The following is a 22,107-nucleotide window of genomic DNA, read 5'->3' on the forward strand; positions in this document are numbered from 1 at the left end:
AATGCCTCGCCCGGACCAACACACACCTTGCGCCTTGTGTCAGACCTTCCAGGCCTCCACCGACAGCCATAGGCTTGTGCCAGCGCCGGAGCGAGGGAGGCGCTCGCAGGACAAGCCCTTGACGCTGCACCGCAGCATCGCCAGCTAGACGGCTCACCAGAAAAGCTGAAATCGGGGAATTCGCATGGCCACCGCCATCGCCGACGTGCGCAACGCACCCGTCGGCTTGATTCATTTGTCGCTCGCCGTTGGCGGGTTCGCGATCGGCACTACCGAATTCGCGACGATGAGCCTGCTGCCCGATATGGCGCGCGATCTTGGCGTCGATGCGCCGACCGCCGGGCACGTCATCAGTGCCTATGCGCTGGGCGTGGTCGTCGGTGCACCGCTGCTCGCGGTGCTGGGCGCGCGGATGGCGCGGCGGCATCTCCTGATCGCGCTCATGACGCTGTTCGCGCTTGGTAACGGCCTCTCCGCGCTCGCGCCGACCTACGGCTGGATGATGCTGTTCCGCTTCATGGCCGGTCTGCCGCACGGCGCCTATTTCGGGATTGCAATGCTGGTGGCGGCGTCGCTGGTCGATGCGGGGAAGCGGACGCAGGCGGTGGCGCGTGTGATGCTCGGGCTGACGGTCGCGACGATCGTCGGCGTGCCGCTCGCCAATTTCATGGGGCAATTGCTCGGCTGGCGGTCATGCTTCTTTGTGGTCGCGGGTTTGGCCGCGCTTACCGCCGCGCTGGTCGCCTTCTTCGCGCCGCGCGACCGGGGTGATCCGGCGGCGAGCCCGCTGTCGGAGCTTCGCGCGCTCAGGCGTCCGCAGGTGTGGCTGACGCTCGGCATCGGGGCGATCGGCTTTGGCGGGCTGTTCGCGGTCTACACCTATCTGGCGGACACGATGGCCGACGTGACGCAGGTCGGTCCGCGTATGGTGCCGTTCGCGCTGGCCGCGTTCGGCGTCGGGATGACCGCTGGCAACCTGATCGTCCCAAAATTCGCCGACCGGGCGTTGCTGCCGACTGCAGCGGCGGTGCTGGTGTGGAGCATCATCGCGCTGCTGCTCTGGCCGTTCGCCGCACAGCATTTCGCGACCGTCCTCGTTGCGATGGTCGCGATCGGGATCGGCGGGTCGCTCGGTACCGTGCTTCAGACCCGGCTCATGGACGTGGCCGGCGACGCGCAGGCGCTCGCGGCGGCGCTCAACCATTCGGCCTTCAACACCGCAAATGCACTCGGGCCGTGGCTGGGCGGGATGGCGATCGCGGCCGGCTGGGGCTGGACGTCGACCGGGCCGGTCGGCGCGCTGCTCGGTCTCGCCGGGCTGGTGGTGCTGGCGATATCGTGGCTGGTCCAGCGCGGCACGGCGCCCGCGACTACATGACGATGCCCGGCTTCGCCTCCGCGATCGCCGCCAGCACCATCCGCTCCCACACCGCGACATCGCCCGCGGCCGCCATTGCGGGGCTGGGCGCGCGCATCGTGTGCAGCACTGCGATGGCGTCGTCGCGGTAATCCTTCCACTGCGCATCGACCAGCGCACTGGGCGACTCGACGGTGCCGTGGCCGTTGGCGCTCAGATGTTGCGCCGCCAGCACGCGCGCGATCCGCTCGACGATCGGGGAGGTGGCAGTGTCCATAAGCGATCTCCTTCTCCTCCGCGATGAACGTGCCGCGCGCGTAACGGCTCCACTCGACGATTGACTCGTGCCACGGCGGGCGTAGAGGGCGCTTCAGTCGATGCCGCGCAAGGGGCATGGGCAGGCGCGGGAGAGCGCGGCCGGCCTTTCAGGTCATCAGCCGCCGCCGAAGGAGCAACCACCCCGGAATCTCTCAGGCAGCAGGGACCGCGCCGGCCGATCGACACTCTGGAAAGCGGCACGCGAGCTTTTGCCCGCGCGCCCACCGAAGGGGTAACCCGGCCTGCCCGGGGAAAGCTCTCAGGTTCCGTGACAGAGGGGGACATTCGGATCGTCAGCGACCCTTCGGGAACGTGCGACCGAACCTCTTGCGACGGAAGACCTGTGATGAGCGATACGCCCGCCACCCAAGAAGACGACGGTTTCGAGCCGCTCGAAATCCTGACCCTCCCCCTCGACGCATGGCACCGCGCGCGTGATGGCCGGATGGTCGAGTTCGCCGGCTACCACATGCCCGTTCAGTACGAAGGCATCATGGCCGAGCACCTGTGGACGCGCGAGAACGCCGGGCTGTTTGACGTCAGCCACATGGGCCAGCTGTCGATCACCGGCGAGGGCGTCGCCACCGCGCTTGAGGCGTTGATGCCCGCCGCGATCAGCGACGCGCCGCTCAACAAGGCGCGCTACTCGCTGCTGCTCAACGAAGAGGGCGGGGTGCTCGACGATCTGATGCTGACGCCGCAAGCCGCGGATCGCATCTACATGGTCGTCAACGGCGCGACGAAGTACGACGATGTCGCGCACATGATCGAGCATCTGCCCGACGACATCACGCTCAACATGATGGAAGAACACGCCTTGCTGGCGGTGCAGGGCCCGAAGGCGGTCGAGGCGGTCGCGCGGCTGGTGCCCGGCGTCGAGGCGCTGACCTTCATGCAGGCCGGCGCGTTTGAGTGGAACGGCCACGCGCTCTGGATCAGCCGCTCGGGCTATACCGGCGAGGACGGGGTGGAGATGTCGGTGCCCGCCGAGGCCGCCGAGGCGTTCGCCGACGCGCTGGTCGCGCAGCCCGAGATCAAGCCGATCGGCCTCGGCGCGCGCGACTCGCTCCGGCTGGAGGCCGGCCTGCCGCTCTACGGCCACGACCTCGATCCCGCGATCACGCCGGTGCAGGCCGATCTCGGTTTCGCGCTGTTCAAGCGCCGCCGCGAGGCCGCCGACTTCCCCGGTGCCGCGCGCATCCTCGCCGAGCGCGAGAACGGCCCCGCCACCAAGCGCGTCGGGCTGCTGGTCGAGGGGCGTCAGCCGGTCCGCGAAGGCGCCGACGTGCTCGACGCGTCGGGCGCGATTGTCGGCCGCGTCACCAGCGGTGGCTTCGCCCCCACCGTCGGCGCGCCGATCGCGATGGCCTATGTCCCGCTCGCCGATGCCGTGCCCGGCACCGTCGTCACCCTGTCGCAACGTGGCAAGGCGCACCGCGCCACCGTCACCGCGATGCCCTTTGTTCCGCACCGCTACTTCCGAGGAGTGAAGTAAAGATGAGCCGTTATTTCACCGAGGATCATGAGTGGATCGATGTCGATGGCGACATCGGCACGGTCGGCATCAGCGACTATGCGCAGAGCCAGCTCGGCGACATTGTCTTCGTCGAAGTGCCTGACGCCGGCCGCTCGCTCGGCAAGGGCGACGAGGCCGCAGTGGTCGAAAGCGTCAAGGCCGCATCGGACGTCTATTCGCCCGTCTCCGGCAACGTGCTGGAAGGCAATCCGGCGCTCACCGACGAGCCGGCGCTGGTCAACAGCGACCCGGAAGGCGAAGGCTGGTTCTTCAAGATGACGCTGTCGGATGCATCCGAGCTCGACGCGCTGATGGACGAAGCCGCCTACGCCGCGTTCGTCGCAAAGCTGTGATGTAACCAACGCCCCCTCCCCATTGGGGAGGGGGTCGGGGGAGGGGCGCGTGCTCGCGAGACGGTCGCCGTCTCACCCGCTGCCATCCGTACCCCTGGACGCTGGCCCTTCCCCGACCCCTCCCTGACAGGGAGGGGGGAGAAAAACAAAATGCGCTACCTGCCCCTGACCCCCACCGACCGCCAGGACATGCTGGCCGTGATCGGTGCGTCGTCGATCGACGATCTGTTCGCCGACGTGCCCGAAGCCGCGCGGCTCGACGGCCCGATTCACGATCTGCCCAACCACGCCAGCGAGCTGGCGGTCGAGCGCCACATGGCCGCGCTCGCCCGCAAGAACACCGTTGCAGGCGACGTGCCGTTCTTCCTCGGGGCCGGGGCGTATCGCCATCACGTCCCCGCCAGCGTCGATCACCTGATCCAGCGCGGCGAGTTCCTGACCGCCTATACGCCGTATCAGCCGGAGATCGCGCAGGGCACGCTCCAGATGCTGTTCGAGTTCCAGACGCAGGTCGCCGCCTTGCTCGGCACCGACGTCGCGAACGCCAGCATGTACGACGGCTCGACCGCCTGCTGGGAAGCGATCGGCATGGCGCGGCGGATCACGCGGCGCGGCAAGGCGATCCTGTCGGGCGGGCTGCATCCTCACTACGTCTCGGTCGCCAAGACGATGGCGAAATACACCGGCGACGTGCTCGACACGGCGCTGCCGACTCTCGGCGCCGACACCGAACTCAACGCGTTGATCGCGAAGATCGACGACGACACCTCGTGCGTCGTCGTCCAATATCCCGACATCCTCGGCCGCATCGCCGACCTCACTCCGCTCGCCGACGCCTGCCACGCGAAGAAGGCGCTGCTGATCGCGGTCGTTACCGAGCCGGTCGCGCTTGGCGCGCTGCGTTCGCCGGGCGAGATGGACGCCGACATCGTCGTCGGCGAGGGCCAGTCGCTCGGCGTCGGGCTGCAGTTCGGCGGACCCTATGTTGGGCTGTTCGGCTGCAAGGAAAAGTACGTCCGCCAGATGCCGGGCAGGCTGTGCGGGCAGACCGTCGACGCCGAGGGCCGGCGCGGTTTCGTGCTGACGCTCTCCACCCGCGAACAGCATATTCGTCGCGAAAAGGCGACCAGCAACATCTGCACCAACTCGGGGCTGTGTGCGCTGGCGTTCTCGATCCATATGACCCTGCTGGGCGAGGCGGGTCTTCGCCGGCTCGCGGCGCTCAACCACGCCGGTGCGTGCCGCGCGGCCGATCGGCTGGCCAAGGTGCCGGGCGTGCGCGTCGTCAATGACACCTTCTTCAACGAATTCACGCTCGACATCGGCAAGGAAGCGCGCCCCATCGTTCGCGATCTCGCCGACAAGGGGGTGCTGGCGGGCGTGTCGCTTGGCCGGCTGTACCCGGGCGAGGGTGCGCTCGAAAACGGACTGATCGTCGCCGTCACCGAAACCGCGACCGACGAGGATATCGAGGCGTTGGCGACCGCGCTTCAGGAGGCACTGGCATGAGCATCAACGCAAGCGGCTGGAAGCCGACCACGCCCGTCGCTGGCGGCAACGCCGCACCGACCTTCACCGGCAACAAGGCCTTGATGCTCGAAGAGCCGCTGATCTTCGAGATCGGCTCGACCGAGACGACCGGCGTCGACTTCGCGAACGGCGATGTCGCGGGCTCGCGGCTCGGCGACCTGACCCGCAAGAGTGCGATCGGCCTCCCCGGCCTGTCGGAGCAGGAGACGGTGCGCCACTACACCCGCCTCAGCCGGCAGAATTACGCCATCGACCTCGGGCTGTTCCCGCTCGGCTCGTGTACGATGAAGCACAATCCGCGCCTCAACGAGAAGGTCGCGCGGATGCCGGGCTTCGCCGACATCCACCCGCTCCAGCCGGTCGACACCGTGCAGGGCGCGCTGGGCGTCATCAACGAGCTGGCGGTGTGGCTGATCAAGCTGACCGGCATGTACGGCGTCGCGATGAGCCCCAAGGCCGGCGCGCATGGCGAGCTGTGCGGCATCCTGTGCATCAAGGCGGCGCTGGAGAAGCGCGGTGAGGGCCACCGCAAGGTCGTGCTGGTGCCCGAAAGCGCACACGGCACCAATCCGGCGACCGCAGCCTTCGCGGGCTTCACGGTCGAGGACATTCCGGCCACCGCCGATGGCCGCGTCGACACTGCGGCGCTCAAGGCGCGGCTCGGGCCGGACGTCGCGGCGGTGATGATCACCAACCCGAACACCTGCGGGCTGTTCGAGCGTGATCTCAAAGAGATCAGCGACGCGGTCCACGCCGCGGGCGGCTACGTCTATTGCGACGGCGCGAACTTCAACGCGATCGTCGGGCGCGTCCGTCCCGGTGACCTCGGCGTCGACGCGATGCACATCAACCTCCACAAGACCTTTTCGACCCCGCACGGCGGCGGCGGGCCGGGCTCGGGGCCGGTGGTGCTGTCGGAGGCGCTCGCGCCGTTCGGCCCGCTGCCGTTCACCGCGCGAATGGCCGATGGGCACATCCAGCTGATCGAGGAAGAGACAGCCGGCGACGACCATCCCGACACGTTCGGCCGCATGGTCGCGTTCCACGGTCAGATGGGGATGTTCACCCGCGCGCTGGCCTATATCCTCAGCCATGGCGCGGACGGCTTGAAGCAGGTCGCCGAGGATGCGGTGCTCAACGCCAATTACGTGCTGCGCTCGCTGGAGGACGTTCTCGACGCACCGTTCGCGGGGGCGGGGCCGTGCATGCACGAGGCGATCTTCTCGGATAAGGGCTTCGCCGCCGGCTTCTCGACGATCGACGCCGCCAAGGCGCTGATCGACGAGGGTTTCCACCCGATGACCATGTACTTCCCGCTGGTCGTCCACGGTGCGATGCTGATCGAGCCGACCGAAACCGAAAGCCGCGCCGCGCTCGACCAGTTCATCGGGGCGCTGCGCTCGGTGGCGGAGCGGGCAAAGGCGGGCGACCCTTCGCTCAAGACCGCCCCGCACTTTGCCCCCCGCGCACGCCTCGACGAGACGCTCGCGGCGCGTAAGCCGGTGCTGACGTGGAATCCGCCGGTGGTTCAGGCCGAGGCGGCGGAGTAAGCCTCCGCCGTACCGTTACCCACCACCCATCACCCCACACTCTACCCGTCACCCGGCGAAGGCCGGGGTGACGGGCGAGCGAAGGGCGACCGGTAAGGACGGAGGCGATGGGCAAGGGCGGGGGCGCGACAAGTGAAGCCGCTCAATCCTCCGGCGCCGCCGTCACCGTCTGCTGCTTTCCCAGCCGCTGCTCACGCCACACGATGAACAGCCCACTCGCGATGATCACCGGCGCGCCCACCCACGTCATCGCGCTCGGCAGCACCCCGAACAGCAGCCAGCCGTAGAGCGTCGCCCAGATCAGCCCCGAATAATCCATCGGCACCACCGACGTCACCGGCGCCAGCTTCGCCGCCCCGGTCAGCGCGAGTTGCCCGCAGCCACCGACCAGTCCGATCGCCGCGAGGTTCAGCCACGTCAGCGGATCGTGCGCCTTCAGGTGAAAGGCATAAGGCACCGCGATCAGCGGCAGCGTCAGCACCGAGAACCAGAACACCGTCGTCCCCGATGGCTCGTCGCGCAACTGCCGCAGCAGGATCGCGACCAAGGCGACGAACAGCGCCGCCAGCAAGCCGACGATCGCCCCGAATAGCGGCACATGCGTGCCACCGCCGGGCTGCGCGACGATCAGCACGCCGGCGAACCCGACCAGCACCGCGCCCCAGCGCTGCACGCCCGTCCGTTCGCCCAGCACCAGCGCGCCGAGGATCGTCGCGAAGATCGGCACCGTGAACTGGAACGTTGTTGCCTCGGCCAGCGGCAGCAGCAGCACCGCACCAAAGGTGAACACCATCCCGACCACTCCGACCAGCGAGCGCGCCAGATGCCCCTTGATCCGCGTCGTGCGCAGCGATCCCAGCCCGCGCGTCGCCGCGACGAACCCCAATACCACCGGTAGCGCGCACGCCTGTCGCCAGAACATCGTCTCGGGGAGCGACGCGCCGCGCGTCTCGGCGAGCTTCACCAGCGCCGACATCGTGGAAAGGAAGAAAATCGCCAACAGGCGCAGGGCGATGCCCTTCAGGACGCGATCACCCGACATTCCGCTGCTCCTAACCGCCGCACTGCGACGAAGGAACCCCGTGCGTTGCCGCTTGGCGAGCGGGCGCTTTTGCCGCTATCGCCGCGCGCATGAAACATGCGCTCCCCGTCACCCGCGAGGCCGACTTCGCCGCCTGGTATCAATCCGTCATCACCGAGGCCGACATGGCCGAGGAATCGGGCGTGCGCGGCTGCATGGTCATCCGGCCATGGGGCTATGGCATCTGGGAGCGGTTCCAGCGGCTGCTCGACGATCGCATCAAGGCGACCGGTCACGAGAATTGCTATTTCCCGGTCTTCATCCCGCTCAGCTATTTCGAGCAGGAGGCCAGCCATGTCGAAGGGTTCGCAAAGGAAATGGCGGTCGTCACCCACCACCGGCTGATCGCCGACGGGAAGGGCGGGCTGGTCCCCGATCCCGCCGCGAAGCTGGAGGAGCCGCTCGTCGTCCGCCCGACCAGCGAGACGGTGATCGGCCACGCCTTCGCGCGCTGGGTGCAGTCGTGGCGCGACTTGCCGGTGCTCATCAACCAATGGGCGAACGTCGTCCGCTGGGAGATGCGCACGCGCATGTTCCTCCGCACCGCCGAATTCCTGTGGCAGGAGGGGCATACCGCGCACGCCACCGCCGACGAGGCGCGCGAGGAAACGCTGAAGATGCTCGAGGTCTACCGGGACTTCGCCGAGAATTGCGTCGCGGTGCCGGTGATCGCGGGCGAGAAGCCCGAGAACGAGCGCTTCCCCGGCGCGGTCGGCACCTGGTCGATCGAGGCGATGATGCAGGACGGCAAGGCGCTCCAGGCCGGCACGTCGCACTTCCTCGGCACCAATTTCGCCAAGGCGCAGAACATCCGCTTCCAGAATGCCGAAGGGCAGCTCGATTACGCGCAGACGACGAGCTGGGGCGTGTCGACGCGGATGATCGGCGCGCTGATCATGGTGCATGGCGACGACGACGGGCTGCGCGTGCCCCCGCGCGTCGCGCCGTGGCAGGTGGTGATCGTCCCGATGCTGCGCGACACGCCCGAGGACGAGGCGCTGGTCAGCTATTGCCGCGAGTTGCAGCAGGCGCTGGCGGCGGAGAGCGCGTTCGGCGAGCCGGTGCGGGCATTGCTCGATCTCAAGCCGGTTAAGGCGACCAACAAGCGCTGGGGCTGGATCAAAAAGGGCGCGCCGCTCGTGATCGAGGTTGGCGGGCGCGACATGGCGGCGGGCAACATCTCGGTAATCCGCCGCGATCGCCTGTACCGCGAAGACGGCAAGCTCGACAGCGCCGCCGTGGCGCGCGACGGCTTTGCCGGCGGGGTCGCCGCGCTGCTCGCCGACATCCAGCAGACGCTGTTCGATCAGGCCAAGGCGCGGCTGGAGGCGAATATCGCGCCGGCCAGCGAGTGGTCGCAGGTCGAGGCGCATTTTGCCGAGAACGCCAGGAACCCCGGCTGGCTGGAAGTGCAGTGGTCGCGCCCCACCGGTGCCGCGCTCGACGCGGTGGTCGAGCGATTGAAAGCGCTCAAGCTGACGCTGCGCAATGCGCCGACGGGGCAGGCGGCGGCGGACGGCGCGTGCATCTTCACCGGCGATGCCGCGGTGGAGCGCGTGCTGGTCGGTCGCGCTTACTGAGGTCAACCACTCACACCATTCCCCGGCGCAGGCCGGGGTCCAGTTGGGTAAGGTCGCCTTAGAATAACGAGCGGCCCGCAACTGGACCCCGACCTTCGCCGGGGAACGGTGGTTTGCTTTACCTCAAAACCGCGTCCGTAGCGTCAGCCCGTACGTCCGCGGCTCCGCGAGGAAAGACGCGAACAGCTGGTTGCCGGTCCCACCGAACGCCTGCACCTGTTGCTGGCTGCCCGCGCCCTGGAACGGCGCGTTGAACGCCACCTGCTGATATTCGGTGTCGAGCAAATTCTGCGCCCAGACCTCGATCGCCCAGCGATCCTGGTTGCCGCGCAGGCCGATACGCGCGTTGAGCAAGGTAAAACCATCCTGCGTCTTCTCGACGAACAGGTCCGAGCCGGTGTTGTAGTCCGATACCGTCCGCTGATCGACGTAGAACAGCGCCGACATGCCGCTGCTGCCGATCGGCGGGTTCCAGCTCACCGAGGTGGTGATGACATTGCGCGGCGCGTTCGACATCTGCGATCCCGACAGCAGGAACAGCGCCGGGTCGAGCGCCGCACCCGCATCCGAGCCGACGAGGTTGCGACGATATTTCGTGTCGGCGAACGTATAGCCCATGTTGATCGCGAGATGCTCGGCCGGGTAGAAGCCTGCCTCCGCCTCGAAACCCTGGCTGACCACGCCATAGCGGACGTCGCCGGTGCACGCGCCGGTGGCAAGCGAATTGTCGCGGTCGGCGCCGTTCAGGCTGTCCGAGCAGGAGCCGATATTCTCGACGACATAATTGGTGCCGTTGAAGGTGTTGAGCTGGAAATTCTTGAACTCGGACCGGAAGCCGGCAAGGTTGAACGTGAACGGCCGGCTCGAATATTTTAGCCCGATTTCATAGGCATTCACCGTCTCGGGATCGAAGCGCAACCGGCTGGCATCAATATTGGCGATGGTGGCCGGATTATAGGCGTCGCCGAGATCCGAACGATCGAGGTTATACCCGCCCGCCTTGTAGCCGCGCGAGTAGCTGGCGTAGGTCATCAGCCGGTCGCTCGGCTTCCAGCTCAGTACTGCGGTGCCGGTTACCTGATCCTCGCGCAACTTGTCGCTGATCGTCTGGCCGTTGAGCCGGCTCGACGAGTTGCCCGTACAGGCCAGGGTCGCGATTCCGCGGGTCAGCGCGGCAAGCTGCGCATTGTTGAACAGATTGCCGCCCGGTCCGGCGCCTAGCAACGCCTGCACCTGCGGACATACCGTGTTGTTGTTGCCGAAGGTGGCGTCGAAGTCCTTCTGTTCGCGGGTCCAGCGCAGGCCGGCGGTCAGCGACAGCCGATCGGTCAGCCGGAAGATGTTGTGCGTGAAGACCGCGAAGCTCTTGCTGTTCTGGTTGTAGACGTCGCGCGTCGTGCCGAGGTCGTTGAGCGTCGAGAGCAGGCGGATGCTGCCCAGCACGATCGGCGTCGCGGCGCCGAAGGCCGCGGTCGTGCCCGGCACCTGTCCTTGCAGGATCGCCGAGCCGGCCGCGCTCAGGCAACCCGGATTGGCCGGGTTGCGCAGCGCTGCATTCGGGTTGATCGTCGCGACGATCCGGCACGCGGCGAACGCGCCATAGTCGCGGCCGAACTTCAGATTGTCGACGACCTGCAGATCTTCGTTGCTGAAGAAGCCGCCGATCAGCCAGTTGAGCCGGTCGCCGAACGCCTCGCCATTCAGCCGCAGCTCCTGCGTAAAGGTGTGGAACCGGCGATAGTTGTTCCCGTCGGCCGGCCGATATCCGATGTCGAGCACGTTCGCGTCGATATCGTTCGCGCCGTCCGACTTATATTCGCGATAGGCGGTGATCGAGGTCAGCGCCGCGCTGCCCAGATTCCAGTCGATCTGCCCAGAGCCGCCGTAATCCTTGGTGACGTTGGCATAGGCGCGGCCGGGGGTGAAGGCGATGCGGCGGCTATAAGGATCACTGCCCGCCGGAAAGACGCTGCCCGCCGGATAGCCGCGCAGCGCAGCGATCTGCTGCATGACGCTGACGATGCGGTTGCCGGCCGGGTTGATCGCGTAATCGCCCGGCGTGCCCGGGGTCGGATCGGTCTTCTCGCGCGTGTCGACATAGACCGCGCCGCAACACTTTTCGTTGCGCCACGTATAGTCGCCGATCAGCCGTACGGAGAAGTCGGGCGACGGCTCCAGCAGCAACTGGCCGCGCACGAACCAGCGGTTGCGGTCGTTATAGTCGGTATCGTTGACGACATCGCGATAGAAGCCGTCGCGCTTCGACGCGACGCCGTCGATGCGGAACGCCAGCAGGTCCTTGACGATCGGCCCGGTGATCGCCCCCGCAACGCGGTAGAAATCGTAGTTGCCGTACGTGCCCTCGGCGTAGCCACCGAAATCGAATGACGGTGCCTTCGTATAGATGTTGATCGCACCCGCCGAGGAATTGCGGCCCGACAAGGTCCCCTGTGGCCCGCGCAGCACCTCGACCCGGTCGACCTCGCCGAGATCATTGAGCCCGGAGCCGGTGCGGCTACGATACACGCCGTCGATGAAGACCGTCACCGAGCTTTCGAGCCCCGGATTGTCGCCGACTGTGCCGATGCCGCGGACGCGCGCCGAGGCGTTCGCCTCCGATCCGGTCGACGAGACGTTGAGTGACGGCGCGAGCTGCGCGAGCTGGCGGATGTCGGTCGCGCCCGAATTCTGCAGGGCAGCCTGGCTGACCGCGTTGATCGAGATCGGCACATCGGCCAGCCGTTCGGCACGGCGGGTTGCGGTCACGACGATATCGCCGGCGTTGAGCATGCCGGTGTCGCCCGACTGCGCGGCGGCGGTGCTGCCTTGCCCGGCAACCGCGGCGTTGGTGGTGACGGGGCTCGTCTGGTCCTGCGCCAGGGCCGGCATTGCCAGCACCGCGGCGGCGGTGGACAGAAGGGTGGCGGTAAGACGCATGGCGCTATCTCTCTCCCAATGTCATCCGAACTCTTTGAAGGTTCGGTATTGAGAGAGCGTAACGCAGATGCCGCGCCCGTCCAGCCATATTCGAGAGACAGGCCGAGAATTTAGAAAACACTGTCCGACAAATACAACACCGCCGCGCTGGTGAGGCGCGGCGGACGTTACGGCAGGCTTGGCAAATCCGCGCGTTACTTCGGCGCGAGCACCATCAGCATCTGGCGGCCTTCCATGCGCGGATAGGCCTCCACCTTGGCAATTTCCTGCACCTGCTCGGCGACTCGCTGGAGCACGTTCATGCCAAGCTGCCCGTGGCTCAGCTCGCGACCGCGGAAGCGCATCGTGACCTTCACCTTGTCGCCTTCCTCGATGAACTCGGCGACCTTCTTCATCTTCGTGTCGTAATCGTGGTCGTCGATGTTCGGACGCATTTTGATCTCCTTGATCTCCTGCGTCTTCTGCGACTTGCGGGCGAGGTTCGCCTTCTTCTGCGCCTCGTACTTGAACTTGCCGACATCGAGGAACTTGGCAACGGGCGGATCGGCGTTGGGCGACACTTCGACAAGGTCGAGCCCGAGTTCACGCGCCTGCTCCATCGCCTCGCGCGTGTACATCACGCCAAGGTTCTCTCCCTCGTGATCGATCACGCGGACCTTGGGGCTCTGGATCCACTCATTGAACCGCGGGCCGTTCATCGGCGGCGCCTGGTTTGGCCGGCGCATCATGGGAGGACGTATGGGTATTGCTCCTGTATCAACTACCGGCTCAATATAAGGCATCGGGCGGCGTTTTGGAAGATGTCATACGGGGGAGTGACAGCGCCTGCTCGTCGCATCATCCCGGACGTGATCCGCCGGCGTGCTCCAGCCTGATCGGCTCAGAAAGCGGAATTCCGGTCAACTACGGGATGACGATCGCCGGAAAATCGTTTCTCAGCCCTTCGGCGCGACGCGGGCCGGAGCATCGAGAATGCTACGCATCGCATTGTTGCGGTTGGTGATTTTGGTCTGCTCGTCGTCGGAGAAGCGACCGTCGCTGGCATAGCGATCTGCCAGCGAGTCGGTTACGCCATTCTCGGCTTTCGCTCGACGCGCATCGCTCCGCGACAGCCGCCCGGCGGACCGCTCGCGGTCGATGCGGGCATTGTTGTCGCGCACGCCGCGATCGACCGGGACGATCCGCCCGTTGATACCGGTCTGCGCGGCGGCGGGCAGGGGTATTGAAAGCGCGAGGGTCGCAAGCAAGATACGCATCATCTTCGCTCTCCCATGATAATCTCTCGACCATAGGAGAGCGGGATGATGCCGTCGAGCGTCAGCGCAGATCCGGCGCCCGCGCCTCGTCGCGCAGCATCTGCACCGCTTCGTCGAGCGTCAGGAACGTCTGCGCCTGACTTCCCAGCCGGCGCAGCGCGACCTTGCCTTCCTCGGCCTCGCGCTTGCCGACCACCAGCAGGTTCGGGACCTTGGCGACCGAGTGTTCGCGCACCTTGTAGTTGATCTTCTCGTTGCGCAGATCGGTTTCGACGCGAATGCCCGCCGCCCGCAGCTTCGCCGCCACCTCATGCGCGTAATCGTCGGCGTCGGAGACGATCGTCGCCACCACCGCCTGCACCGGGCTCAGCCACAGCGGGAAGCGCCCGGCGTGATGCTCGATCAAAATACCGATGAAGCGCTCGAACGTGCCGAGGATCGCGCGATGCAGCATCACCGGCCGATGCCGGTTGCCGTCCTCGCCGACGTAAGACGCGTCGAGCCGGTCGGGCAGCACGCGGTCCGACTGTATCGTCCCGACCTGCCACGTCCGCCCGATCGCATCGGTCAGATGGAATTCCAGCTTCGGCGCGTAGAAAGCGCCTTCGCCCGGCAGTTCCTCGAACTTGTCCTTGATGTCCTGCGGCAGGTTTGACGCCTGCACCGCCTCGCGCAGCTCCTGCTCGGACGTGTCCCACATCTCGTCCGAGCCGAAACGCTTCTCGGGACGCAGCGCCAGCTTCACCGCATAATCGGTGAAGCCGAGATCCTGATAGACCGAGTGGAGCAGCTCGCAGAACTTGCGCACTTCCTCGACCAGCTGGTCCTCGCGCACGAAGATATGCGCGTCGTCCTGTGTGAACTGGCGGACGCGCATGATGCCATGCAGCGCGCCATGCGGCTCGTTGCGGTGGCAGCAGCCAAACTCGGCCATGCGGATCGGCAGGTCGCGATATGATTTGATCCCCTGCTTGAAGATCAGCACGTGCGCCGGGCAGTTCATCGGCTTGAGCGCCATCATGTCGGCGTCGCCCGAGATGACCGCGCCCTCATCCTCGGTATTGGGGATTTCGTCAGGGACGACGAACATGTTCTCGCGATACTTGCCCCAGTGGCCCGACTGCTCCCACTGCCGCGCGTCCATCAGCTGCGGCGTCTTCACCTCGGCATAGTCGGCGGCGTCGAGCCGGCGGCGCATATACGCCTCCATCTGCCGCCAGAGGATATAGCCCTTGGGGTGCCAGAATACCGAACCCTGCGCCTCGGGCTGGAGGTGGAACAGGTCCATCTCCGCGCCGATCTTGCGATGGTCGCGCTTGGCGGCCTCTTCCAGCATCGTCAGATGCGCGTCGAGCTGCTTCTTGTTGAGCCAGCCGGTGCCATAGACCCGGCTGAGCATCGCATTCTTCTGGTCGCCGCGCCAATAGGCACCCGACACACGCGTCAGCTTGAAGGCGTTGGGGTCGAGCCGCCCGGTCGATGGCATGTGCGGCCCACGGCACATGTCAAGCCACGCGCCCTGGCGATAGATCGTCAGCTCCTCGCCGTCGGGCAGTTCGGCGGCCCATTCCGCCTTGAACGTCTCGCCCTGCTTCTTCCACGTTTCGATCAATTGCTCGCGCGACCAGACCTCGCGCGTGAACGGCTCGTTCTTCGCGATGATGCGCCGCATCTCGGCCTCGATCGCGGGCAGGTCCTCGTCGGTGAACGGGCGGTCCTTCGGCGCGAAGTCGTAATAGAAGCCGTCGTCGGTCGCCGGGCCAAAGGTGATCTGTGTGCCCGGAAACAGATGCTGCACCGCCTCGGCCATCACATGCGCGAAGTCGTGGCGCGCCAGCTCCAGCGCGTCCGCCTCGTCCTTCTGCGTCACCAGCGCCAGCCGCGCGTCCTGCGTCAGCGGGCGCGACAGGTCGCGCAGCTCGCCGTCGACACGCGCGGCGATCGCCGCCTTGGCGAGCCCCGGCCCGATCGCGGCGGCGATGTCGGCGGGGGTGGTGCCGGACGCGACCTCGCGGACCGAACCGTCGGGCAGCGTGATCGAGAGCATTTCCATCGAAGGGTCTTCCTGCACAAAGTCGAGGTGCCGGCCTAGCGATGCCGTGCCCCGACGAAAAGAGCGGCGTTGGTGATCGTCAGGGTGGAAAGCCGCCGCACCGTTTCCACCCGGTCCGGGCGGGCGGGCCCACGCGTCAGTCGGTGACGCGGGCACCGGCCCCCGGACGCGGCCGGGTGATGGTAGTGGGCATCGTCTTCACCGGCCCGGCATAGCGCCCCCGCCGCGTGCGCGCCAGCCATTCTCCAGCAAGGTTGCGCTTCCTATATGCCCCGTCATGCCCGACGGGATCACCGCCAATCCGCACTTTTACTTGCTGCTCGGTGCGCTGTTCCTCGCGGCGTTGGTGGCGCGACGCATTCCGATCCTGCGCACCCTCGTCAGCCTCGCCATATGGATCGGTGCAGGGTTGCTGCTCTACGCGGCGATCACCGAGCGCGGCCGGTTCGACCCATGGCTCGGCCGCGCGGCGGCGGCGCTCGACCTCGACGAACAAAAGGTCGCGGGCGAGGAAACGCGGATCCGCATGAGCCGCGACGGCCATTTCTACGTCCGCGCGACGATCGGCGGGACGCAGCACCGGCTGCTGGTCGATAGCGGCGCGACGATCACCGCGCTGTCGCCTGCCACCGCCGCCGCGGCAGGCGTCGAGGTCAAGCCCGCCGTCTTCCCGGTGTTGCTCAAGACCGCCAACGGCACGATCCGCGCCGACACCGGCGAGGTGCCCGAACTGCGTTTCGGCAACGTCGTCGCGCGCGATCTGGCGGTGGTGGTGTCGCCCGCGTTCGGCGACGTCGACGTGCTGGGTATGAACTTCCTGTCGCGGCTGAAAAGCTGGCGTGTCGAGGGCCGCACGCTGATCCTCACGCCGCATCATCCGCAGGACGCGAAGGCCGACGCCTGAGCCAGCCTTGCCGCGCGCCTCGGCTTTGTGCCAGATCAATCGCGGGAATAAACGGGGCGGATCAAGTCGATGGAGATGAGCGGGGGCGGGGCGACCTGCCTGAATTGCGGCGCGACCCGCATCGGCGAGTACTGCCACGTCTGCGGTCAGTCCGGGCACATCCACCGCACGCTGGGCGCATGGTGGCACGACTTCACGCATGGCGTCCTCCATATCGAAGGTGCGGTGTGGCGCACGATAGGGATGCTGCTGCGCCACCCCGGCGCACTGACCCGCCGCTATATCGACGGCGAGCGCCGCCGCTTCCTGTCGCCGCTGGCGCTGTACCTCTTCTCGGTGTTCCTGCTCTACATCGCCTATTCGCTGTTCGGCGGGTTCGCCAATGTCAACGCGCCGTCCGGCAACCCCCGTGCGCAGCTCGTCGCCGAGCAGACGCGCATCGCCGATCTCGGGCAGACGCTCCGCCAGCAGCGCGCCGCGGCGGCAGGGGCGGGGCGCGATACGCGTGCGCTCGACGCGCGCATCGCCAAGCTCGCGACCGACGCGCGGGAGCTGGAAGACGCGCGCAAGATCGTCGACCGGATGCCGGATGCGTCCGACGGCGTGAACGAATCGATCCACACCGGCTGGCACACGTTCGACGAGAAGCTGAACCACGCGATCGAAGACCCGGAGCTGTTGCTCTTCAAGATGGAGGCGAACGGCTACAAATTCTCCTGGGCGCTGATCCCGCTGTCGATGCCGTTCATGTGGCTGCTGTTCGCATGGCGACGCGGCGCGCATCTGTTCGACCATGCGGTCTTCGTCACCTATTCGATGAGCTTCGTCAGCCTGCTGATCACCGCGATGATCCTGTGGTCCAGCGCGCTTCATCTGCCCGGCGTGGCGCTGATGATGCTGCTGTTTCCGCTGCATCTGTTCGTGCAGATGCGCGGTGCCTACGGGCTCGGCAACGGCAGCGCGGCGGTGCTGACGGCGGCGGCGCTGGTGGCTTCGCTGGCGTCGCTGGTAATCTGGGTGGCGCTGCTCCTGCTGCTCGGCATCGCGCACTAGAGCGGTTTCCGACCGATGTGCATCACCGTGATTGCGTCAGCAAGGCTGCTGGCGAGGAGCGGCGTGAAGCAGGGGCTGGTATGCCCCTGCAAGCGTCGCGACGACGTCCAGCGGCCTTCCTGACGCAACCCCTGCGGGGCGGGCCGATTTTGGCCCGTGGCGGCGTCGCTCGGCAGTCACGGGGGCAAAGCCCCGTTTCTTCCTCCCTCCTGGCCACGAACCAAAATCGGCTCCGTCACGATGATGCACATCGGTCGGAAACCGCTCTAGGGTCTTCGTCGTCCCGGGGCTTACCCCACCCCGAACGGCACCACATGGTTGGCCTGCATATGCCCGATCTGCGCGCGCCCGAGATATGGCACGCCCAGATCGCGACACCAGCGCACCATCATCTCCTCGATCGGCTCGCCCCAGTCGGGCTCGTTTTCCTTCACCGCCGTCACCGCCCCCAGCCGCACACCCGCGATGCTGCGCAGCTGCGTGGCATTGCCGAGCGTAAACAGCATCCGGTCGATCGCATACATCGCCTCCGACACTTCCTCGACGATCAGCACATGGTCGGCGAGATCGGGCAGATACGGCGTTCCGATCAACGCGGCGAGGATCGACAGGTTGAACGCCGCCGCCGGCCGCCCGTCGAGTCCCGGCTCCAGCCCGGCGCGATCGCCACGCGCCAGCCATCCCAAGGACCGCGCCACGGTCGCGTCACCGCCACGCCGCCGGATATCGCTCGCCATCGGCCCGTGCGCCACGTGCCCGATCCGCCGCGCATAAAGTGCCCCGAGCAGAAACCCGACGTCGGAATAGCCGAGATAGGTCTTGGTCCGCGCCGCCGGCCCGAGTTGCGGCATGATCGTCGCCAGCAACCGGTTGGACCCATAGCCGCCGCGCAGGAACCAGATCGCGTCGAACGCCGGATCGTTGGCATATTCAAGAAACGCCGCCGCGCGCACCGCGTCCGAACCAGCGAAATGCCCGTCCTGCGCATAGCATTGCGGATGAAAAACGAGGTCGATCTCAGGGTAAGCGACTGCTGCAAAGGCAGAAACCGGGGCGACCACGTCCGGATTGGCGACGCTGCTCGCCGCCAGTACGCCGATCCGCATCGCTACCTCCTGCTTGTCACGCCCGCGCAAAGCGCCGATAGCCCGCCGCCATGCATGACGGCAACGTATCGGGCCAGCGCTTCTTTCTGGTCGGGATCGGCGGATCGGGAATGATGCCGCTGGCGATGATCCTCAGGGGCCGCGGCGCGACCGTCGCGGGCAGCGACCGCGGGCTCGACCAGGGCCGCGTCCCCGCCAAGTTCGACGGCCTGCGCGCGCTCGGCGTCGAGCTGTTCGCGCAGGACGGCAGCGGCGTGATATCGCCCGACCAGATTGTTGTCGCCTCCGCCGCGGTCGAGGACACGGTGGCCGACATCGTCGCCGCCACCCGGCTGGGCTGTCGTCGCCTGTCGCGCGCGGAGCTCAACGCCACCTTGTTCAACGCCGCCGCGCAGCCGATCGGTATCGCGGGCACCAGCGGCAAGTCGACCGTCACCGGCATGATCGCGACGATCCTTCACGCGGCCGGGCGCGACCCGACCGTGATGAACGGCGCGGTGATGAAGGACTTCGCCAGTCCCGATCGCCCCTTCGCCAGCGCTTTGATCGGGCAGGGCGATCCTTACGTCAGCGAGGTCGACGAGAGCGACGGCTCGATCGCGCTGTATCGCCCGCAGGTCGCGGTGCTCAACAACGTCAGCCTCGACCACAAGTCGCTCGACGAGCTGAACCGGCTCTTCGGCGATTTCATCGGTCATGCGCGCACCGCAGTCGTGAACGCCGACAACATGGACGCCGCACGGCTGGCGATGGCGCTGCCCGCGGCGCGGGTGACGCGCTTCTCGCTGGTAGACGAAAGTGCAGACCTGTTCGCGACCGAGATGGCTGCCGAGCCGTTCGCGATCCGCTGCACGCTCGTCGTCGACGGTCAGCGCACGCCGGTCGCGCTCAAGGTGCCCGGCCGCCACAACGTGTCGAACGCACTCGCCGCGATCGGCGCGACGCTCGCCGCCGGCCTCTCACTCGAACAGGCGGTGCAGGGGGTAGAGCGCTTCACCGGCCTGCGCCGGCGCTTCGATCTGGTGGGAGAAGCGAAGGACGTCGCCGTGATCGATGACTTCGGCCACAACCCCGACAAGATCGCCGCCACCCTCGACACGCTCCACGCCTTTCCCGGCGGCGTGATCGCGCTGTTCCAGCCGCACGGCTATGGCCCGCTCAAGGTGATGCGCGCTGAGCTTGCCGCGATGTTCACCACGCACCTGCGCGCCGACGACCTGCTCGTGCTGCCCGATCCGGTCTATCAGGGCGGCACCGTGTCGCGCGAGGTGACCAGCGCCGACGTGGTGCATGACGTCAGCATCGCCGGCGGCAACGCGGTCTATATCCCCGACCGCGCGGCGGCGGCGGCGCATTGCGTCGCACAGGCGCGGCCCGGCGACCGCATCGTCGTGATGGGCGCACGCGACGACACACTGTCGCTGCTCGCGGCGGAAATGGTGTCGATGCTGGAAGGCTGACCTCTCCTTTGATCGCGGGGATAACGGAAGAAGCCACGTGGGCCGTCGCTGCCGACTAATCTCCGGACGTCTCGCTCGACTGGCATCACGCCACAACCGGCTCGCACCCTTCCGCTCCCCCGCGTCTTCCCGCTAAGACATATCGATGAGCATCGTCACATCGCAACCGCCGCGCCCGCGGCTCGCCTACCACCACACCCAAGGCGCCACGCCGACGATCGTCTTCCTGCCCGGCTATGCCTCCGACATGACCGGCAGCAAGGCGGTCGCGCTCGAGGATTGGGCAAAGGCGCAGGGCCGCGCCTACCTCCGCTTCGATTACGGCGGCTGCGGCGCGAGTGAGGGCAAGTTCGAGGACCAGTCGCTCGCCGACTGGCGCGACGATGCGCTGGCGATGATCGATCATGTCGAGGGACCGGTAGTGCTGGTCGGCTCGTCGATGGGCGGCTGGATCGCGTTGCTGGCCGCGCTCGCCCGGCCGGAGCGCGTCGCGGCGCTGGTTGGCATCGCCCCCGCGCCCGACTTCACCGACTGGGGCTTTTCGCAGGACGAGAAGATGTACCTGCTCCAGCACGGCCGCCTCGAACGCCCGAACCCGTATGGCCCCGTGCCGACCGTGTACACGCGCCGCTTCTGGCAATCGGGCGAGGCGAACCGCCTGATGGGTGGCATGATCGCCTTCGACGGTCCGGTGCGCTTGCTCCAGGGGCAACAGGATCCCGACGTGCCATGGCATCGCACCTGCCGGCTCGCCGAACTGATCCGCTCGCCGCACGTTCAGACGTGGTTGGTCAAGGACGGCGATCACCGGCTCTCGCGCGAGGACGACATTGCGCTACTGGTCCGCGCCGTCGAGGATGTAGTGCCCTGACGGGCGGGAGCGAAGACGTTGAAATATCTGCACACGATGATCCGGGTCAGCGATCCCGATGCGACGATCGCCTTCTTCGAGCTGCTCGGGCTCAGGGAAGTCCGCCGTATCGACAGCGAGAAGGGCCGCTTCACGCTGATCTTCCTCGCCACGCCCGAGGACATGAACGCCCCGGGCGAGCGCGCAAATGCCGAGGTCGAGCTGACCCATAATTGGGACGCGGAGAAATATACCGGCGGGCGCAACTTCGGCCATCTCGCCTATCGCGTCGACAATATCTACGAGACCTGCCAGCGGCTGCTCGACCACGGCTATGTCATTCACCGCCCGCCGCGCGACGGGCATATGGCCTTCGTGAAGACGCCCGACGGCATCTCGATCGAGCTGTTGCAGGACGGCACGCTCGAACCCGCCGAGCCCTGGGCGTCGATGCCCAACACCGGGACGTGGTGAGATGCTGGAGATCGTCCGCGTCCCCGTGCTGAGCGACAATTACGCATGGCTGCTCCACGATGGCGCGCAGACGGTCGCGCTTGATCCCGGCGAGGCGCAGCCGCTGCTCGACGCGGCGGCGGCGCGCGGCTGGACGATCGGGGCGGTCTGGCTCACCCACTGGCACGGCGATCACGTCGGCGGCGCGGCGGCAATCAAGCAGGCGACCGGCGCGCGGGTGATCGGGCCGAAGGCCGAGCGCGCCAAGATCGCGGCGCTGGATGATGGCGTTGGGGAGGGGGACGTCGTTACCCTCGGTGAACATCGCGCGGAGGTCTGGCACGTCCCCGGTCACACCGCCGGGCATATCGCCTTCCACTTCGCCGCCGATGAAGTGATCTTCACCGGCGACACCTTGTTCGCGATGGGCTGCGGCCGGCTGTTCGAGGGCACCCCCGCCGAGATGTTCGCGAATATGCAACGCTATGCCATGCTCGACGACGCCACCCGTGTCTATTGCGGCCACGAATATACGCAATCGAACGGCCGCTTCGCGCTGACGGTCGAGCCCGACAATCACGCGCTAACGAAGCGGATGGCCGAGGTCGACCGGCTCCGCGCCGCCGGTGAGCCGACGATCCCGACCACGATCGGTGATGAGCGCGCGACCAATCCGTTCCTGCGCGCGCCCGATGTCGCCACCTTCGCCGAACGCCGCTTGCGCAAGGATCAAGGCTGACGATATGGTAT

The 22,107-nt window shown here is 67.0% G+C and carries 19 protein-coding genes and 1 riboswitch; of the genes, 12 read left to right on the plus strand and 7 right to left on the minus strand.

The window, feature by feature from the left end; genetic code table 11:
• Window positions 1-184: 184 nt before the first annotated feature.
• Complete coding sequence (locus ACI2JO_RS10460) at window positions 185-1,378, plus strand: MFS transporter (RefSeq protein WP_404720636.1); 1,194 nt, start codon at window positions 185-187, stop codon at window positions 1,376-1,378.
• On the opposite strand, the gene ACI2JO_RS10465 is transcribed toward ACI2JO_RS10460, so the two are convergent.
• A complete protein-coding gene (locus ACI2JO_RS10465) occupies window positions 1,371-1,634 on the minus strand; it encodes a hypothetical protein (protein ID WP_404720637.1) in 264 nt (87 codons plus the stop codon). The two genes, ACI2JO_RS10460 and ACI2JO_RS10465, sit on opposite strands and share 8 nt — an antisense overlap.
• A gap of 117 nt (window positions 1,635-1,751) precedes the next feature.
• Window positions 1,752-1,854, plus strand: a riboswitch (glycine riboswitch).
• A gap of 167 nt (window positions 1,855-2,021) precedes the next feature.
• Between ACI2JO_RS10465 and gcvT the strand changes: the two genes are divergently transcribed.
• The 4 genes from gcvT (at window position 2,022) to gcvPB (ending at window position 6,624) form a co-directional block, all read left to right on the plus strand.
• The gene (gene gcvT / locus ACI2JO_RS10470; RefSeq protein ID WP_404720638.1) at window positions 2,022-3,170 is read left to right on the plus strand and encodes a glycine cleavage system aminomethyltransferase GcvT; all 1,149 of its coding nucleotides are present in this window, start codon (window positions 2,022-2,024) and stop codon (window positions 3,168-3,170) included.
• Window positions 3,171-3,172: 2 nt separating this feature from the next.
• Complete coding sequence (gcvH, locus tag ACI2JO_RS10475) at window positions 3,173-3,544, plus strand: glycine cleavage system protein GcvH (protein ID WP_404720639.1); 372 nt, start codon at window positions 3,173-3,175, stop codon at window positions 3,542-3,544.
• Window positions 3,545-3,694: 150 nt separating this feature from the next.
• A complete protein-coding gene (gene gcvPA / locus ACI2JO_RS10480) occupies window positions 3,695-5,053 on the plus strand; it encodes an aminomethyl-transferring glycine dehydrogenase subunit GcvPA (RefSeq protein ID WP_404720640.1) in 1,359 nt (452 codons plus the stop codon).
• A complete protein-coding gene (gcvPB, locus tag ACI2JO_RS10485) occupies window positions 5,050-6,624 on the plus strand; it encodes an aminomethyl-transferring glycine dehydrogenase subunit GcvPB (protein ID WP_404720641.1) in 1,575 nt (524 codons plus the stop codon). The genes gcvPA and gcvPB overlap by 4 nt, the downstream gene beginning before the upstream one ends.
• Window positions 6,625-6,766: 142 nt before the next feature.
• On the opposite strand, the gene ACI2JO_RS10490 is transcribed toward gcvPB, so the two are convergent.
• Window positions 6,767-7,666, minus strand: a complete 900-nt coding sequence (locus ACI2JO_RS10490) for a DMT family transporter (RefSeq protein WP_404720642.1) — start codon at window positions 7,664-7,666, stop codon at window positions 6,767-6,769.
• A gap of 89 nt (window positions 7,667-7,755) precedes the next feature.
• Between ACI2JO_RS10490 and proS the strand changes: the two genes are divergently transcribed.
• Entirely contained in the window at window positions 7,756-9,285 is a 1,530-nt protein-coding gene (gene proS / locus ACI2JO_RS10495) for a proline--tRNA ligase (RefSeq protein ID WP_404720643.1), read from the plus strand.
• A 123-nt stretch (window positions 9,286-9,408) separates the two neighbouring features.
• Here proS and ACI2JO_RS10500 read toward each other — a convergent pair whose 3' ends face one another.
• The 4 genes from ACI2JO_RS10500 to thrS all read right to left on the minus strand — a co-directional run bounded on the left by ACI2JO_RS10500 (window position 9,409) and on the right by thrS (window position 15,525).
• Window positions 9,409-12,222 carry a TonB-dependent receptor gene (locus ACI2JO_RS10500; RefSeq protein ID WP_404720644.1) on the minus strand — a complete coding sequence of 938 codons (2,814 nt, stop codon included), beginning with the start codon at window positions 12,220-12,222 and terminating at the stop codon, window positions 9,409-9,411.
• Window positions 12,223-12,416: 194 nt separating this feature from the next.
• Window positions 12,417-12,950: a translation initiation factor IF-3 gene (gene infC / locus ACI2JO_RS10505; protein ID WP_184504475.1), complete on the minus strand. Its 534-nt coding sequence runs from the start codon at window positions 12,948-12,950 to the stop codon at window positions 12,417-12,419.
• Between the two features lie 207 nt (window positions 12,951-13,157).
• Window positions 13,158-13,481 carry a hypothetical protein gene (locus ACI2JO_RS10510; protein ID WP_404720645.1) on the minus strand — a complete coding sequence of 108 codons (324 nt, stop codon included), beginning with the start codon at window positions 13,479-13,481 and terminating at the stop codon, window positions 13,158-13,160.
• A gap of 58 nt (window positions 13,482-13,539) precedes the next feature.
• Complete coding sequence (thrS, locus tag ACI2JO_RS10515) at window positions 13,540-15,525, minus strand: threonine--tRNA ligase (protein ID WP_404720865.1); 1,986 nt, start codon at window positions 15,523-15,525, stop codon at window positions 13,540-13,542.
• A 283-nt stretch (window positions 15,526-15,808) separates the two neighbouring features.
• Between thrS and ACI2JO_RS10520 the strand changes: the two genes are divergently transcribed.
• Window positions 15,809-16,435 (plus strand): TIGR02281 family clan AA aspartic protease, encoded by a 627-nt coding sequence (locus ACI2JO_RS10520; protein WP_404720646.1) that lies wholly within the window; start codon window positions 15,809-15,811, stop codon window positions 16,433-16,435.
• Window positions 16,436-16,504: 69 nt separating this feature from the next.
• A complete protein-coding gene (locus ACI2JO_RS10525) occupies window positions 16,505-17,488 on the plus strand; it encodes a DUF3667 domain-containing protein (protein WP_404720647.1) in 984 nt (327 codons plus the stop codon).
• 290 nt (window positions 17,489-17,778) lie between these two features.
• Here the strand turns inward: ACI2JO_RS10525 and ACI2JO_RS10530 are convergent, their stop codons facing one another.
• Entirely contained in the window at window positions 17,779-18,594 is an 816-nt protein-coding gene (locus ACI2JO_RS10530) for an LD-carboxypeptidase (protein WP_404720648.1), read from the minus strand.
• Window positions 18,595-18,644: 50 nt separating this feature from the next.
• Between ACI2JO_RS10530 and murC the strand changes: the two genes are divergently transcribed.
• From murC to gloB, 4 genes are all read left to right on the plus strand, one after another.
• Window positions 18,645-20,054, plus strand: coding sequence for a UDP-N-acetylmuramate--L-alanine ligase (gene murC / locus ACI2JO_RS10535; protein WP_404720649.1), 1,410 nt, complete (start codon window positions 18,645-18,647; stop codon window positions 20,052-20,054).
• A gap of 145 nt (window positions 20,055-20,199) precedes the next feature.
• Window positions 20,200-20,925, plus strand: coding sequence for an alpha/beta hydrolase (locus ACI2JO_RS10540; protein WP_404720650.1), 726 nt, complete (start codon window positions 20,200-20,202; stop codon window positions 20,923-20,925).
• A gap of 18 nt (window positions 20,926-20,943) precedes the next feature.
• Window positions 20,944-21,378, plus strand: coding sequence for a VOC family protein (locus ACI2JO_RS10545; RefSeq protein WP_404720651.1), 435 nt, complete (start codon window positions 20,944-20,946; stop codon window positions 21,376-21,378).
• Between the two features lies 1 nt (window position 21,379).
• Entirely contained in the window at window positions 21,380-22,096 is a 717-nt protein-coding gene (gloB, locus tag ACI2JO_RS10550) for a hydroxyacylglutathione hydrolase (RefSeq protein ID WP_404720652.1), read from the plus strand.
• The last annotated feature ends 11 nt before the right edge of the window (window positions 22,097-22,107 follow it).

The sequence above is a fragment of the Sphingomonas sp. NPDC079357 genome, assembly GCF_044901155.1.
Classification (GTDB): domain Bacteria; phylum Pseudomonadota; class Alphaproteobacteria; order Sphingomonadales; family Sphingomonadaceae; genus Sphingomonas.